This window comes from Brevundimonas sediminis, from assembly GCF_048799765.1.
Taxonomy (GTDB): Bacteria; Pseudomonadota; Alphaproteobacteria; order Caulobacterales; family Caulobacteraceae; genus Brevundimonas.
Genome location: NZ_JBLYQK010000006.1, coordinates 26,160 through 39,289 on the forward strand (window position 1 = coordinate 26,160; position 13,130 = coordinate 39,289).

Here is a 13,130-nt window from a genome sequence, read left to right on the forward strand (position 1 = left end):
CGTTGGCCTCAGTCATCCGCGATCAGGAAGTCGCCCGCGTTGAAGGTCAGCAGGCAGCGGGCGTCGCCGCCGGACGCATCCACGGAGCAATAGTCCACACCGATCAGGTTACGGATGACCGGCGCGGTCGACCGGTACCGGCGCCCGCCTTCCTCGAACCCGCTGCCCACCCGCTCGCTGTGCGGCCCGAGGGCCTGCCAGAACGCCGCCGCGAGCGGGCCGTCACAGGTAAACAGCAGCAGTTCGTCGCCGCCGTCGATCACCTGCCTGTAGGCGCCGCGTTCGGCCGCCTGCCGGATGCAGTCGGCATACAGCCGGGCGTGCGGACCGGTCGGCCGGGTCTCCAGCGGCGTATAGTCCGGAGGCGGGGCGGCGGCCTCGGGGCCGTGAGCGCAGGCCGCGGTGGCGAGCAGGGCCGCAACGGCGGCGAAGCGGATCAGATGGCGCATGGAAATCCTCCCGGGACGCAGCCTTTCACGGTCTCGTCAGCGCGGCCAGACCTGAAAAGGCTTGCACGGAAGGCGATCCGCACCCATCCTTTCGCTATCGAGTGAGTTCACTGGAGGCCCGACGATCATGATCAGCACGCTGGAAACCGGTTTCGCCCTTTCCGCCCCGCTGCTGCTCGTGCTCGCCTATGCCCTCACTCCGAAGCCCAGGCCCGTCCGCATCCGCGCTCGTGACGCTCGCTCGCGTCGCGGCCCGCACGCCTGACGGCCAGACCCTTTTCTCTGATCTGACCCTCGCCTTCGGGCGGGAGCGCGTTGGACTTGTCGGCCGGAACGGCTCGGGCAAGACGACCCTCCTGCGTCTGATCGCCGGCCTGGCGGAGCCGGTTGACGGCGTTGTCACCCAGGCCGGACGGGTCGCCTGGCTGGCGCAGAGGCCCGATCCCGCCCCCTCCGAAACCGTCGCCGGAACGCTGGGCGTCGCCGACGCCCTGGATGTCATCGCCCGTATTCTGGCCGGCGACGGCGGCCCCGGCGATCTGGAAGCGGCCGACTGGGGACTGGACGACCGGGTCTCGGCGGCGCTCGCCGAGGTCGGCCTCGCCGGCCTGGACCTCGCCCGACCGACGGCGTCGCTCAGCGGCGGAGAACAGACCCGCCTCCGCCTGGCGGCCCTGCTGCTCGACCCGCCGGACCTGCTGGTGCTGGACGAGCCGACCAACCATCTGGACCGGGATGGGCGGGCGCAGATCGCCGCCCTGCTGGCGCGCTGGCCCGGCGGCGCGGTCGTGGCCAGCCATGACCGGGCCCTGCTCAGGTCCATGGACCGGATCGTGGAGCTCTCCAGCCTCGGCGTCGCGGTCCATGGCGGCGGCTATGATCTCTATGCCGGGCGGAAGGCCGCCGAGCGCGCCGCCGCCGAACGGGACCTCGACGCCGCCCGGCGTGAGGCGACCGCCGCCGCGCGCGAGGGGCAGAAGGCCCTGGAGCGCAAGGCCCGGCGGGACCGGGCCGGCCGCGCCTTCGCGATGAAGACGTCCGAACCGAAGATCCTGCTCGGCTCCATGGCTGAACGGGCGGAGAACTCCGGCGCGCGCGAAGGCCGCCTGACGGAGCGCCGGATCGAGGCGGCGGAGGCCGGTCTGGCGTCCGCCCGGGCCCGTGTCGAAAGGGGCCGGGCCATGGACCTGCAGTTGCCGCCGACCGGGCTGGCGGCGGGCCGCACGGTGCTGACGCTTGAACAGGCGCGTTGGTCCGCCCCCGACGGCCGGAGCATTCTTCACCCGGTGTCGCTGGCGCTGACCGGTCCGGAGCGACTGGCGGTCACGGGGCCGAACGGCGCCGGGAAATCGACCCTGCTCAGGGTGATCGCCGGCGATCTCGAGCCGACGTCCGGCCGGGTTGATCGTCCTGTCGCGGCGGCGCTTCTGGATCAGGACGCAGCCCTGCTGCGCCCCGGTGAGACGCTGCTGGAGGCCTGCAGACGTCTCAACCCGGGGCTGGACATCAACGCGGCTCACGCCGCCCTGGCCCGGTTCCTCTTTCGCAACGCGGCGGCTCACAAGCCGGTCGAGGCGCTGTCCGGAGGAGAGCGGCTACGCGCCGCCTTGGCCTGCGTCACCGGCGGCGATCATCCGCCGCAACTGTTGATTCTGGACGAGCCCACCAACCATCTCGATCTGGACTCGATCGCGGTGATCGAGGCCGCGCTGCGCGACTACGACGGAGCCCTGGTGGTCGTCAGCCACGACCCGGACTTCCTGCAGGCGATCGGCGTGGACCGGACGCTGGCGCTTTAGCCCCAGCCCACGACCTCGCCCCGGCGTCGGTTGGTGACGGGCGCGGCGACGACGGGGGTCTCGGCAGGACGGCCGAACAGCCAGCCCTGACCGAAGTCGACGCCGAGGGCCTTCATCGCGGCCGCCTGCTCCTCGGTCTCGATCATCTCGGCCACGGTCTGGATCTTCAGCTCCTGGCAGAGCTTGAGCAGGTGACTGGCCAGGGCCTGGACCTTCGGATCGGCCTGATGCTCGCGTGCGAAGACCCCGTCCAGCTTGAGGAGGTCCACGGACAGCTGACGCAGGTAGTCCAGCGACGCCGCGCCCACGCCGTAGTCGTCCAGGCAGACGCGGATGTCCGCCTCCCGCAGGGCCTGCAGGCGCCGGTTGGCGGCGGGCAGGTCCGGCACCGACGCCGTCTCGGTCACCTCGACCATGAGGCGTTTGCGAACCTCCGGCGCGGCGGCGGTCATCCGGAGCAGTCCCTCGACGTAGCGGTCATCGCCCAGCGAAACGCCCGACACATTGATCGCGGCCTTGACCAGCCCGAAGCCGGGCTTGCGCATCTGGGACACGGCCTTTTCGGCGACAGCCAGATCAAAGTCCTCGATCAGCCCCAGCTCCTCCGCCATCGCGATCGGGCCGGTCGGCGCCTGATGGGCGCCGCCGAAGCGGGACAGGGCCTCGAAATGGTGCACCAGGCGGGTGTCCAGCGAGACGATCGGCTGCCAGGCGAGGGTAAAGTCGCGGGTCCGGACGATGCCGCGGAAACGGTCGGCGTTCTCGACCGTGCGGCGCAGACGTTCTGCGAACCGATCGCCTGCGGTCACGCCGTCCTTCAGACATTCATTCAGCGCCAGTCGCAGGGTGCGCACCGCGACGGCGGCCTCCACGGCGCCGATGTCGGCCCGGCTGGCCTGGGCGGACAGGTCCAGACCTTCCGCCGCGCCGAGCGCGCGGATCTCGACCGTCAGGTCCACGATGTCCGTGCTGTTCCGCATCAGGGCGAACCGGTCCGGCGCCAGCTTCGCGGCGCTGGCCCCGTTCAGCGAGGCCGACTGGAGGCAGGCCTCGATCCTCTGGGCGGCGTTGCGGTGCGCGTCGTCGTCCAGCGCGTCGAGACCGGGAATCTCGACGAAGTCGACGCTCAGGCCGGGCGGGTTGGGCACGGCGCCCGCTCCCAGCAAGCCGCTCAGACGCTTGAGCAGCCCCCGGGCGTCGAGCAGGGGCTCGGTCTGCGGGGCGACCGCCTGATAGGCCACGCCCTGCCAGGCCACGGCGCAGGACACGAAAGGCGCGAGATCGGGCAACAGGAAGGCCCGCAGAACGGCCTTACGCGCCCGGCCGTCGCCGGTCAGGATCTCGACGTCGACCGGCGCGGAGCGGACACCCGGAGACAGGGCCCGAACCGCAGACATCACCCGCGCGCGGGACGCATCGCCCAGGAAGCTTTCAAGCGGCTGGCCGCTCCAGGCCGCGCCGGGGTCCACGCCCGGCACAGGCCCCGCGCCGATGGCGAAGGTCACCGACTCCCCGTCCAGCTCAAGGAGCACGTCGGAAGCCGCGAAAGCCATGCCGAGAAGGCGCGATTTCATGTTCATGCCGGAGCCATACGCCGACTTGCGTTAAAAACGCCTTTGCGCGTGTGCGCCCAGGGTTAAGCGGTCCGGTTGAACGCGAAGGCGCGGGGATCGGCGGTGTTGGCCTTGCCCGAAGCGCCGTACGCGGACGGCGAACCGCGCTGGGCGGCGACCTCCGCCGCGATGGTTTTCACCAGACCTTCGGAGATTTGACGCGCGGCCTCGACCGCGCGGGCGTGCCGCGTCAGCACCGCCTCGAACGCTTCCGTGGCCTTGACCAGGGCTGAGCGCCGCGCGGCGGGGGCGCCGGCGATCGCCGCCGGATTGGCCTTCAACTGGGCGGATTCCCGCCGGTAGGTGTTGGCCAGTTCCTGCGTCGCCGCGACGGTCGCCGCGGCGTCCTGCGGCCGTCGCGTCTCGAAGGCCCGGGCCTCCGCGATCAGACAGGCCGTGAGCCGCTCGGTCAGATCGGTCATCTGGTCCACACGGGCGGTGGCGTTCATTGCCTCGGTCATGACTGTCCCTGCTCCTGCATCCGGATCATCTGGGCCATGACCTGGTCGGCAAGGCCGATGCCGCCGGCCTTGACCGTCTGTTTCGCCATGGCGTCGATCATGAAGCTGCGCCACTGGCCCTCGGCCTCGCCGCCGCCGAACATGCCGTCGGTCTTCAGACCTTCGAACATCGGCTTCAGCATCTGCGACAGGAAGGACGCCTCGAACTGCTCCGCGGTCTCGCGCATGCGGGCCGTATCCGCGCCGCGTGGCGTCTGGACACCGGTCGCGGGCAGGCCGCCGGAGTAGGGGGAGGCGAGGGTGAGATCGCTCATCGTCACATCACCTCGATGTCAGCCTGCAGGGCGCCGGCGGCTTTGATCGCCTGCAGGATGCTGATCATGTCGCGGGGGCTGACGCCGAGGGCGTTCAGGCCGTTGACCAGGCTGGACAGGGAGCTGCCGCCGCCGACCATCCGCATCTGCACGCCGCGCTCCTCCTCGACCTGCACGTCGGACTGGGGCACCACCACGGTCTGGCCGCCGCGGCTGAAGGGTTCCGGCTGGCTGACCATCGGGCTCTCCTGGACGGAGACCGTCAGATTGCCCTGGGCGATGGCGACGGTGGAGACGCGCACCGCATCGCCCATGACGATCACGCCATTGACCTCGTCGATGATCACCTTGGCCGGCGCATCGACCGAGACCGGCAGGTTCTCGACCCGGCTGATGAAGCCGGCCATGCCGAGCCCGGCGGGCGCCCGCAGGGCCACGACCGTCCCGTTCTCCGCCAGGGCGCTGTTCGGATAGGACTGGTTGATGACCGCCGCGACCCGCTGGGCCGTGGTGAAGTCGGGATTGCGCAGGGTCAGCCGGACCTCGTTCATATTGGCCAGTTCGAAACCGGTCTCGCGTTCGACCGTGGCGCCCGAGGCGATCCGGCCGGCCGTCGGCACGCCGCGCGTCACCGAGGATCCGGAAGCTCCGGAAGCCGAAACCGACCCGGTCTGGATGGAGCCTTGCGCGACCGCATAGACCTGACCGTCCGCGCCCTGCAGGCCGGTGACGATCAGCGACCCGCCCAGCAGGCTCTTGGCGTCGCACATCGAGGAGACGTTGACGTCGATGCGCGCCCCCGGCGTGGCGAAGGCGGGCAGTTCGGCGGTGACCATGACCGCGGCCATGTTCTTGGTGTTGGCCGTCGCGCCGCGAATATTGTTGCCCAGGCGCTCGCTCATCCCCTCCAGCGACTGGCGGGTGAAGGGGCAGTTGCGTAGCGAGTCGCCCGTTCCGGCCAGACCCATGACCAGGCCGTAGCCGACCAGCTGGTTGGACCGCACGCCCTCGATGGCGGCGATGTCCTTGATCCGCGACTGGGCCATCGCCGGAGCGGCGAATCCGGCCAGAGCGGCGGCGGTCAGCAGGGAGGCCAGCAATTTCTGCATCGGTCAGGTGTCCGGTGAAGCGTGTTCGCGACCCTCCATGCCAAGGCCATGCCAGAGACAAAAGTCAGCAAAAACAATGCAACGAAACGCCCGCTGCCCGCCGGTCGCGGCAGATTCTGCCGGGCCGTTAACCAAACAGTGACCAGCGGCCGCGATGGTCGCTCATGTCCCGGAGTCTCCTCCCATGAAGGTTACCGGCCCCACCGGCCCCTCGGCGTCACAGCCCGCCCGCCCCGGCAAGGTGGCGAGCGGTTTCTCCGTTTCCGGCGGCGCGTCCGCCGCCCCGGCCAGCGCCCCTTCTGCGGCGGCCTCGGTGTCCGGCGTAGCCGGCATGACCGCCCTGATGGCGCTCCAGGGCGTGGAAGACGCCACCGAACGTCGCCGGCGCGCTGTTCGACGCGGGCGCGGTCTTCTCGATCGGCTCGACGAGCTGAAGCTGGCGCTGCTGGCGGGCGAGGCCGGGGAGGGTGCGCTCGAAAGCCTGACGCGCAGCCTCAAGGAAGATCGCCCCGAGGATGCCGATCCCGGGCTGAAGGCGGTGCTCGATCAAATCGATCTTCGCGCGGCGGTTGAGCTGGCCAAGGCGGGCATGAGCCGCAGCGCCGGCTGAAACGGCAATTTCATCCCGAAAACCGCAGGACGCGGGGCGGGAGTGATGAAGAAATGTCACGGTGGCGGGCGCGGATTAACGTTTCTCGCTCACGCTCGCGAGAGGCGTGTTGCCGCGACTCTTTCGCATCCCTATACGCAGCGGTGCGCCACAGGGGGGCGCTGTTTAGAGCGTGAGTGCGATGAACGCATTGGCGTCTGTTCTCGAAACGGCTGCGTACCGGCCGTCCGACGACGAACCGTTCATGAATGAACGGCAGCTGGCCTACTTCAAGGGCAAGCTCATGGACTGGAAGGATGACATCCTTCGTGAGTCCAAGGGCACCGTCAGTAATCTCAAGGCCGAGACCGAGAACCACCCGGATCTGGTGGATCGCGCCTCGTCCGAGTCTGACCGGGCGCTCGAGCTGCGAACCCGTGATCGACAGCGCAAGCTGATCTCCAAGATCGACGAAGCCCTGCGTCGTATCGAGGACGGCTCCTACGGCTATTGCGAGGAGACCGGCGAGCCGATCAGCCTCGGTCGTCTGGAAGCCCGTCCCACCGCGACCCTGTCGGTCGAGGCCCAGGAACGCCACGAGCGTCGCGAGCGCGTCCACCGCGACGACTGATCGAACGTCGTTCACGCGGCGTTCATCGGATCACCCGTCTCCTCGCCCAAAGCGAAGGGATTCCTGATGCGTGACCTGCTGATCGCCGCCGCCATCTCCGCCGCCGCCCTGACCGGGGCGGGTGCGGTTTCCGCTCAGGACCGGGCGGAGACCTATTTCAGCTACGGCAGCACCGGTCGGGGCATGCCCTTCTTTTATCATCAGGTCCGCGGGGATTGCGGGACCCTGTCCCATTTGTTCGGGCGCAACGCCGCCTGGGGTTTGTGGACCCTGCCCCTGGACTCGATCTCGGAAGGGACTGTCATCGTCGACGGGGAACATGCCGTGGTGCGGTTCGACTGCCTCGACGGATCGGCCTGCATCGGCAAGGGCTATTGGCGCGAGACCAGCGAACAGATCGCCGAACACGACATTCCGTTCGAAACCCCGGCGCTCGCCGAGACCTTCCTGGCGGATACGCGTGCGTTCCGGGCGGGCTGTCCCACCGCTTGACCCCCTTCGCGCCTTGACTTCGCCGGGTTGCAGCGCGACCTACGCGCCTCGCATTCCGAGGTTTCTCTTCCCATGACCGTCAAGGTTCGTTTCGCCCCGTCGCCGACGGGTAAGCTGCACGTCGGCAACGTCCGCACCGCCCTGGTGAACTGGCTGTTCGCGAAGGGGCAGGGCGGTTCGTTCGTGCTGCGGATCGACGACACCGACCTGGCCCGCTCGACCCCCGAGTTCGAGCAGGGGATCGAGGACGACCTGACCTGGCTGGGCCTGCTCTGGGACGAGCGCCACAACCAGTCCAAGCGGTTCGACCGCTATGAGGAGGCCGCCGCGCGCCTGAAGGCCTCGGGCCGCCTCTATGCCTGCTATGAGACCTCGGAAGAACTGGACCGTCGCCGCAAGGTGCAACTGTCGCGCGGCCTGCCGCCGATCTACGACCGCGCCGCGCTGGAGCTGACCGAGGCCGAGAAGGCCGCCTATGAGGCCGAGGGCCGCCGCCCGCACTGGCGCTTCAAGCTGGAAGGCAAGCGCGTCGCTTGGGAAGACCTGGCCCGCGGCCACGCCGAGGTGGACACCGCCTCCATGTCGGACCCCGTGCTGATCCGCGAGGACGGCCTGTTCCTCTACACCCTGCCTTCGGTCGTCGACGACATCGACATGGCCATCACCCACATCATCCGGGGCGAGGACCACGTCACCAACACCGGCGCCCAGATCGAGATCTTCGAGGCGCTCGGCGCCACGGTCCCGGGCTTCGCCCACATGCCGCTGCTGGTCGGCGCCGACGGCGCGGCCCTGTCCAAGCGTCTGGGCTCCCTGTCGATCAGCGACATGCGCGAGCAGGGCTATGAGCCCATCGCCATCACCAGCCACCTCGGCAAGATCGGCACCTCGGACGCGCTGGAGGTCGGCGCCTCGGTGCAGGCGCTGGGCGACAGCTTCGCCTTCTCCAAGATGGGCCGTTCGCCCGCGCGCTATGACACCGCCGATCTGGACCGTCTGAACGCCCAGGCCCTGCACGCGATGGACTATGCGACGGCCCAGCCGCGTCTGGCGGCGTTGGACGCCGATCTGGGGCAGACCTTCTGGGAGGTCGTGCGCCCCAACCTGCAGAAGTTCGCCGATGTCGTCGGTCTGGCCGCCATCGTGCGCGGCCCGGTCACCCCGGTGATCGAGGACGCCGCCTTCGCCGCCGCCGCGCTGGAAGTCCTGCCGGAGACGGTGGACGAGACCCTGTGGCCGACCTGGACCAACGCTGTGAAGGAAAAGACCGGCGCCAAGGGCAAGGGCCTGTTCATGCCCCTGCGCCTGATCCTGACCGGCCAGCCCCACGGCCCCGACATGGCCGCCATCGCCCCGATGATCGGGCGGGAGCGGATCGTACAGCGCCTGAAGGGCGAGACGGCCTGAGGCCGGCCTTCCTGACGACAGCAAAAAGGCCGCCCCTTGCAGGGCGGCCTTTTCAGTTTCAGCGATGCGCGACCGATCAGGCGGCGTTGCAGGCCGTCAGCTGTTCGGCGGTCAGTTCCGTGCCCTTGTAGGTGAAGGCCGAGACTGTGCCGAAGCGGGCCACGACGCGACGGCAGGCGCGCAGGGCGGTCTGGTTCGCGCCGCCGCTGGCGGTGCAGGTCGCGCCCACGCAGCGCCAGGTGGCGCCGTCAATGATGGTGCGGCCGGCCGGGGCCTTGGCGGCGTCGGTCAGGACAGCGCTGGTGGCGGCGGACTGGGCGAAGGCGGGGGCGGCGACCAGCAGGGCCGCGGCGACGAGGAAGGCGCGCATTGTTGGAAGTCTCCGATGAGGTCGGGCGCGCTGTCGCACCCACCATCTCAGTGTGCGTTGTTATTTAAAACTGTCAAGAGCGCGTTTCCAAAAGAAACGCTGTCGACGCGCCCTGATCAACGTTCACTTACCGGAGATCATGTTGCAAGTGAGGCAGATCGTCCGCGCTCTGCATCAGGGCGATCGCCGCCTCGACGCTGTCCACGACGCTATAGGCCTCGCGGAAGCTGTCCGGCGTCATCTTCTGCGCGATGCCGGTTTCAATCGCTGCCAGAAGCGTGTCCCAGAAGCCGTTGATATTCAAGAAGATCACCGGCTTGTGGTGAAGGTCGAGCCGCTTCCACGACAGAACCTCGATCACCTCTTCCAGGGTGCCGACGCCGCCGGGGGCGACCACGAAGGCGTCCGACTGGTCGTACATGATTGTCTTGCGCTCGTGCATCGAGGTCACAACCAGGGTCTCGACGTCATCGAACAGACGCTCACGGCTGCGCAGGAAGCCGGGCATGACGCCCAGCACCCGACCGCCGGCCGCGTGGGCGGCGCGGGCCGAGGCGCCCATCAGGCCGACCCCGCCGCCACCGTAGACCAGTCGCCAGCCCGCCGCGGCCGTCTGCGCGCCGAATTCCTGGGCCGCGACGGTGTAGGCCGGATCAGACCGGTCGGAAGAGCCGCAGAACAGGCAGACGGACTTGCCGTCGAACGGCTGGATGGAGATGGTCATGAAACCTCGGGGTGAAACGGAAGACAGCGGCGGCTCCGCCGCGCTATCGGGGGCGTATTCCTAGCTGCGGGAGAGACAGGATGAAACGGCCCTTCTGCGTGATCGCCGCCTTCGCGGCCGTCGGCCTGGCCGCCTGCATGCCGGAGGCCGAGCGGCCGGCCCGCGACGTGGCCGGAAACACGACCGGCTGGACCCAGCCGCCGCAGATCCTGTCGGTGCGGCAGGCGGACGCGAGCCTGATCTTTTCCGGACGCGCCGAGCCGGGCGCCCGGGTGGTTCTGCGCAGCGATCAGGGCGCCGCCTACGCCGCGGCCGCCGATCCGGACGGTCGATTCGAGATTCGCATGATCCGTCCCCGGGGGGCGCTTCTTCTGCGTCCGGAGACCCAGGTGGGCCAGGACGCGGCGCCGTCGCCGGATCGTCTGCTGATCATCGACGGCGGGCGGGGTCCTATCGCGGTGCTCCGGTCGGGCGGCCCGACCCGGCGGCTCGACCCGGCGCCGCCGCTCGGGGCCATCGACAGCGACGCCCGCTCCCTGCTCGCCTCCGGCCACACCGCCTCACAGGGCGCGGGAGTGGAGGTGTCGGCGCAGGGCGAGGCGCTGCAGGTCATTCCGGGGGAAGGCGGCGTGTGGAGCGTTCTGCTCGGCGCGGTCGCTCCCGGCGGCGTGGTCAGGGTCGGGGACCAGGCCTTTGTCTGGCCGGGGCCGGGGACAGACGCCGCCCCCCTGCAGGTCGAGCGGGCGGGCGAAGGCTGGCGGGTCGGCTGGAGCGGTCCCGGCGGCGCCCGACAGTGGACCTGGTTGCCGGACGGCCCGGTCGCCTCACGGTTTACAGTCGGTTAACCAATTCGGTCGCAACAGGGATCGTCTTCTCTTCTTCGAGGACACCCACCATCACCGAACTTCTTCAGCCCGGCGCTCGCGTCGGGCTTTTTTCTTGTCCGAACGCCGTCGCGCGGAAAGCCGTCCCGCCGCGCCGAAACGATCGCCGGGGCGGTGGTGTTCGCGAATGATCCGGAAAGACCGCCCCCGACGACACCGTCGAGGGGGAAAGGCCGGGCGATGGCTCCGCAGGTAGGATTCGAACCTACGACCAGCCGATTAACAGTCGGCTGCTCTACCACTGAGCTACTGCGGAACAGGTTTCGCTCGGGAAGGCGGGCGCTATAGCAACGGGAATCGAATGTAGGCAACAGGAAATGTCGGACTTTGAAAAACTTCCGCATCGAAACCCCCGATGATCCCCGTATCGCGGGCTTCCGCGACATCCGCGAAAGAGACCTGACCGGGCGGCAGGGCCTGTTCGTCGCGGAAGGGGAGGTGGTGCTGCGCGTCCTGACGTCCGGACATTCCCTCTGTCGCCCCCGCGCGGTCCTGCTGGCGGAGAACCGGCTGGAGGGCCTCGCGGACGCCCTGACCGGCCTGCCGGACGAGACGCCGGTCTATGTCGCCGCCCAGGGCGTGCTGGACGCCATCGCCGGCTTCCCTCTTCACCGGGGCATTCTGGCGCTGGGAGAGAAGCCTGCCCGGACGCCGCTCGCGGCGCTTCTGAACGACGCCGGAGAGCAGGCGACCGTCGTCCTCGCCTGCGGGATCGGCAATCACGACAATATGGGCGGTCTGTTCCGCAACGCCGCCGCCTTCGGCGCAGACGCCGTCCTGCTGGACGACCGGTGCTGTGATCCCTTTTACCGCAAGGCCATCCGGGTCTCCGTCGGCGCGGTCCTGCGGACGCCGATGGCGACGGGTCTCGAGGCGACAGGGACTGTCGAAGACCTCAAGGCGGCGGGCTTCCGGGTGCTGGCGATGACCCCGTCCGCCGACCGGACGCTGGACCGGACCCCCGCCGGCGGTCGCGTCGCCATTGTGCTGGGCCCCGAGGGACCGGGACTCCCGTCCGCGCTGATCACCCGCTGCGAGCCGGTCGGGATTCGCATGTCCGGCGGCTTCGATTCGCTGAATGTCGCCGTCGCGGGGGCGCTGGCCCTGCATCATTTCGCGCGCGAAGCGTAAAACGATCACCAAATCGCGATTAACGCTTTGTACACCTTGATGACGCGCCGGACCTGTGTCGCAGTGAGGCGTCCGGGGAGGGTAGGCGTATGTTCGGCGGTATTCTCGTTTTCGTCAGTCGCAATGCGCGCGTCGGCATCGCCGTCGCGGTGGTGGCCGCCGCCGTCGGCGCGGCCGGGGCCATCGGCTGGATCACCGCGCCGATCGCCTGAAATCGCTTCAGTTCAGGGGCGCGGGCCGTCGCGGCGCGGCGCGCCTGTTCGCGTGCGTCCTGCGGCGTCGTCTGTAGGGAAATCCCGCGATGGAGGCCTGAGCCGGAATCGAACCGGCGTACACGGATTTGCAGTCCGCTGCGTAACCACTCCGCCATCAGGCCGAGAGCCCTGGAGAAACCAGGCCGTCCATCGCGAGGCGGGTTCGCTATCAGATCGGATTGTCCGCTGCAACGCACAGACCTATAAGCGCGGCAGATTTCAGCAGGATTCTTCCACGATGGACTTCACCGCCGCTCGCAAGGCCATGGTCGACAGCCAGGTTCGGGTCAACGACGTCACAGACCGCGCCCTGCAGGCGGCCCTGCTGGCCGTGCCGCGGGAACGCCTGGTTCCGGCGGATCGCGCCTTCGCCGCCTACGCCGAGGTCGAGCCCCAGGTCGCGGGCGACCGTCGGCTGATGCTGCCCCGGGACCTGTCCAAGCTGCTCATGGCGCTGCGGGCGCGCGAGGGCGAGCGCGCCCTCGTTCTCGCCGGCCCCTACGCCGCGGCGGTTCTGGCCCGGATGGGCCTGAACGTCACCGCCCAGGACTCGGACGCGGCCGTCTTCGACGTGGCCGGCCCCGCGCTCGCCGATGAGGGAGTGGCCGCCGTCGTCGCGCCGCTGACCGCCCCGGAAGGCGAGGGCTACGACATCATCGTTTCCGAAGCCGCCGTCCCGGGCCGTCCCGAGGCCTGGCTGAAGGCCCTGTCCGTCGGCGGCCGGCTCGCGGTCGTCGAGCGCTCGGGCCCGGCCGGGAAGGCGGTTCTCTACCTCCGTGGCCCGCAAGGCATATCGCGCAAGGAATTGTTCGACGCGGCCCCGCCGATGCTTGCGGAACTGGCGCCGGAACCCACCTTCGCCCTCTAGTTCCGGGAGCCCCGACGGAGACGCCGGGTGATCGC

The 13,130-nt window shown here is 69.4% G+C and carries 17 protein-coding genes and 2 tRNA genes; 10 read left to right on the top strand and 9 right to left on the bottom strand.

Annotated elements, in window-relative coordinates; all coding sequences use genetic code 11:
* Window positions 1–8: 8 nt before the first annotated feature.
* The gene (locus ACLQ7T_RS05275; protein WP_420478472.1) at window positions 9–449 is read right to left on the bottom strand and encodes a hypothetical protein; all 441 of its coding nucleotides are present in this window, start codon (window positions 447–449) and stop codon (window positions 9–11) included.
* Window positions 450–576: 127 nt separating this feature from the next.
* Here ACLQ7T_RS05275 and ACLQ7T_RS05280 point away from each other — a divergent pair, with 127 nt between their 5' ends.
* Window positions 577–714: a hypothetical protein gene (locus tag ACLQ7T_RS05280; RefSeq protein ID WP_420478473.1), complete on the top strand. Its 138-nt coding sequence runs from the start codon at window positions 577–579 to the stop codon at window positions 712–714.
* The gene (locus ACLQ7T_RS05285) at window positions 680–2,248 is read left to right on the top strand and encodes an ATP-binding cassette domain-containing protein (RefSeq protein ID WP_420478474.1); all 1,569 of its coding nucleotides are present in this window, start codon (window positions 680–682) and stop codon (window positions 2,246–2,248) included. The genes ACLQ7T_RS05280 and ACLQ7T_RS05285 overlap by 35 nt, the downstream gene beginning before the upstream one ends.
* On the opposite strand, the gene ACLQ7T_RS05290 is transcribed toward ACLQ7T_RS05285, so the two are convergent.
* The 4 genes from ACLQ7T_RS05290 to ACLQ7T_RS05305 form a co-directional block, all read right to left on the bottom strand.
* Window positions 2,245–3,822 carry an EAL domain-containing protein gene (locus ACLQ7T_RS05290; protein ID WP_420478475.1) on the bottom strand — a complete coding sequence of 526 codons (1,578 nt, stop codon included), beginning with the start codon at window positions 3,820–3,822 and terminating at the stop codon, window positions 2,245–2,247. The genes ACLQ7T_RS05285 and ACLQ7T_RS05290 overlap by 4 nt on opposite strands.
* Before the next feature lie 62 nt (window positions 3,823–3,884).
* The gene (locus ACLQ7T_RS05295; protein WP_420478476.1) at window positions 3,885–4,322 is read right to left on the bottom strand and encodes a flagellar basal-body protein FlbY; all 438 of its coding nucleotides are present in this window, start codon (window positions 4,320–4,322) and stop codon (window positions 3,885–3,887) included.
* Window positions 4,319–4,636, bottom strand: coding sequence for a rod-binding protein (locus ACLQ7T_RS05300; protein WP_420478477.1), 318 nt, complete (start codon window positions 4,634–4,636; stop codon window positions 4,319–4,321). Before ACLQ7T_RS05300 ends, ACLQ7T_RS05295 begins: the two co-directional genes overlap by 4 nt.
* Before the next feature lie 2 nt (window positions 4,637–4,638).
* Window positions 4,639–5,745 carry a flagellar basal body P-ring protein FlgI gene (locus ACLQ7T_RS05305; protein WP_420478478.1) on the bottom strand — a complete coding sequence of 369 codons (1,107 nt, stop codon included), beginning with the start codon at window positions 5,743–5,745 and terminating at the stop codon, window positions 4,639–4,641.
* A gap of 184 nt (window positions 5,746–5,929) precedes the next feature.
* On the opposite strand from ACLQ7T_RS05305, the gene ACLQ7T_RS05310 reads away from it, so the two are divergent.
* The 4 genes from ACLQ7T_RS05310 to gltX all read left to right on the top strand — a co-directional run bounded on the left by ACLQ7T_RS05310 (window position 5,930) and on the right by gltX (window position 8,864).
* Window positions 5,930–6,355, top strand: a complete 426-nt coding sequence (locus ACLQ7T_RS05310) for a flagellar assembly protein FliX (protein WP_420478479.1) — start codon at window positions 5,930–5,932, stop codon at window positions 6,353–6,355.
* 181 nt (window positions 6,356–6,536) lie between these two features.
* On the top strand, window positions 6,537–6,965 hold the full coding sequence (gene dksA, locus ACLQ7T_RS05315) for an RNA polymerase-binding protein DksA (RefSeq protein WP_420469694.1): 429 nt from the start codon (window positions 6,537–6,539) through the stop codon (window positions 6,963–6,965).
* A 66-nt stretch (window positions 6,966–7,031) separates the two neighbouring features.
* A complete protein-coding gene (locus ACLQ7T_RS05320; RefSeq protein WP_420478480.1) occupies window positions 7,032–7,457 on the top strand; it encodes a hypothetical protein in 426 nt (141 codons plus the stop codon).
* 72 nt (window positions 7,458–7,529) lie between these two features.
* Window positions 7,530–8,864: a glutamate--tRNA ligase gene (gene gltX / locus ACLQ7T_RS05325; protein ID WP_420478481.1), complete on the top strand. Its 1,335-nt coding sequence runs from the start codon at window positions 7,530–7,532 to the stop codon at window positions 8,862–8,864.
* Between the two features lie 76 nt (window positions 8,865–8,940).
* Here the strand turns inward: gltX and ACLQ7T_RS05330 are convergent, their stop codons facing one another.
* Both ACLQ7T_RS05330 and ACLQ7T_RS05335 read right to left on the bottom strand, forming a co-directional pair.
* A complete protein-coding gene (locus ACLQ7T_RS05330; RefSeq protein ID WP_420478482.1) occupies window positions 8,941–9,234 on the bottom strand; it encodes a DUF8200 family protein in 294 nt (97 codons plus the stop codon).
* Between the two features lie 127 nt (window positions 9,235–9,361).
* Window positions 9,362–9,958, bottom strand: coding sequence for an LOG family protein (locus ACLQ7T_RS05335; protein ID WP_420478483.1), 597 nt, complete (start codon window positions 9,956–9,958; stop codon window positions 9,362–9,364).
* Window positions 9,959–10,038: 80 nt separating this feature from the next.
* Here ACLQ7T_RS05335 and ACLQ7T_RS05340 point away from each other — a divergent pair, with 80 nt between their 5' ends.
* Window positions 10,039–10,803, top strand: a complete 765-nt coding sequence (locus ACLQ7T_RS05340) for a hypothetical protein (RefSeq protein ID WP_420478484.1) — start codon at window positions 10,039–10,041, stop codon at window positions 10,801–10,803.
* Window positions 10,804–11,023: 220 nt separating this feature from the next.
* On the opposite strand, the gene ACLQ7T_RS05345 is transcribed toward ACLQ7T_RS05340, so the two are convergent.
* Window positions 11,024–11,098 (bottom strand) — tRNA-Asn (locus tag ACLQ7T_RS05345).
* Window positions 11,099–11,169: 71 nt separating this feature from the next.
* Between ACLQ7T_RS05345 and ACLQ7T_RS05350 the strand changes: the two genes are divergently transcribed.
* Both ACLQ7T_RS05350 and ACLQ7T_RS05355 read left to right on the top strand, forming a co-directional pair.
* Complete coding sequence (locus ACLQ7T_RS05350; protein ID WP_420478485.1) at window positions 11,170–11,973, top strand: TrmH family RNA methyltransferase; 804 nt, start codon at window positions 11,170–11,172, stop codon at window positions 11,971–11,973.
* 89 nt (window positions 11,974–12,062) lie between these two features.
* Window positions 12,063–12,185, top strand: coding sequence for a hypothetical protein (locus tag ACLQ7T_RS05355; RefSeq protein WP_420469687.1), 123 nt, complete (start codon window positions 12,063–12,065; stop codon window positions 12,183–12,185).
* Window positions 12,186–12,275: 90 nt separating this feature from the next.
* Here the strand turns inward: ACLQ7T_RS05355 and ACLQ7T_RS05360 are convergent.
* A tRNA-Cys gene (locus ACLQ7T_RS05360) sits at window positions 12,276–12,349 on the bottom strand.
* Window positions 12,350–12,465: 116 nt separating this feature from the next.
* Between ACLQ7T_RS05360 and ACLQ7T_RS05365 the strand changes: the two genes are divergently transcribed.
* Window positions 12,466–13,095: a protein-L-isoaspartate O-methyltransferase family protein gene (locus ACLQ7T_RS05365; RefSeq protein ID WP_420478486.1), complete on the top strand. Its 630-nt coding sequence runs from the start codon at window positions 12,466–12,468 to the stop codon at window positions 13,093–13,095.
* Window positions 13,096–13,130 lie beyond the last annotated feature (35 nt).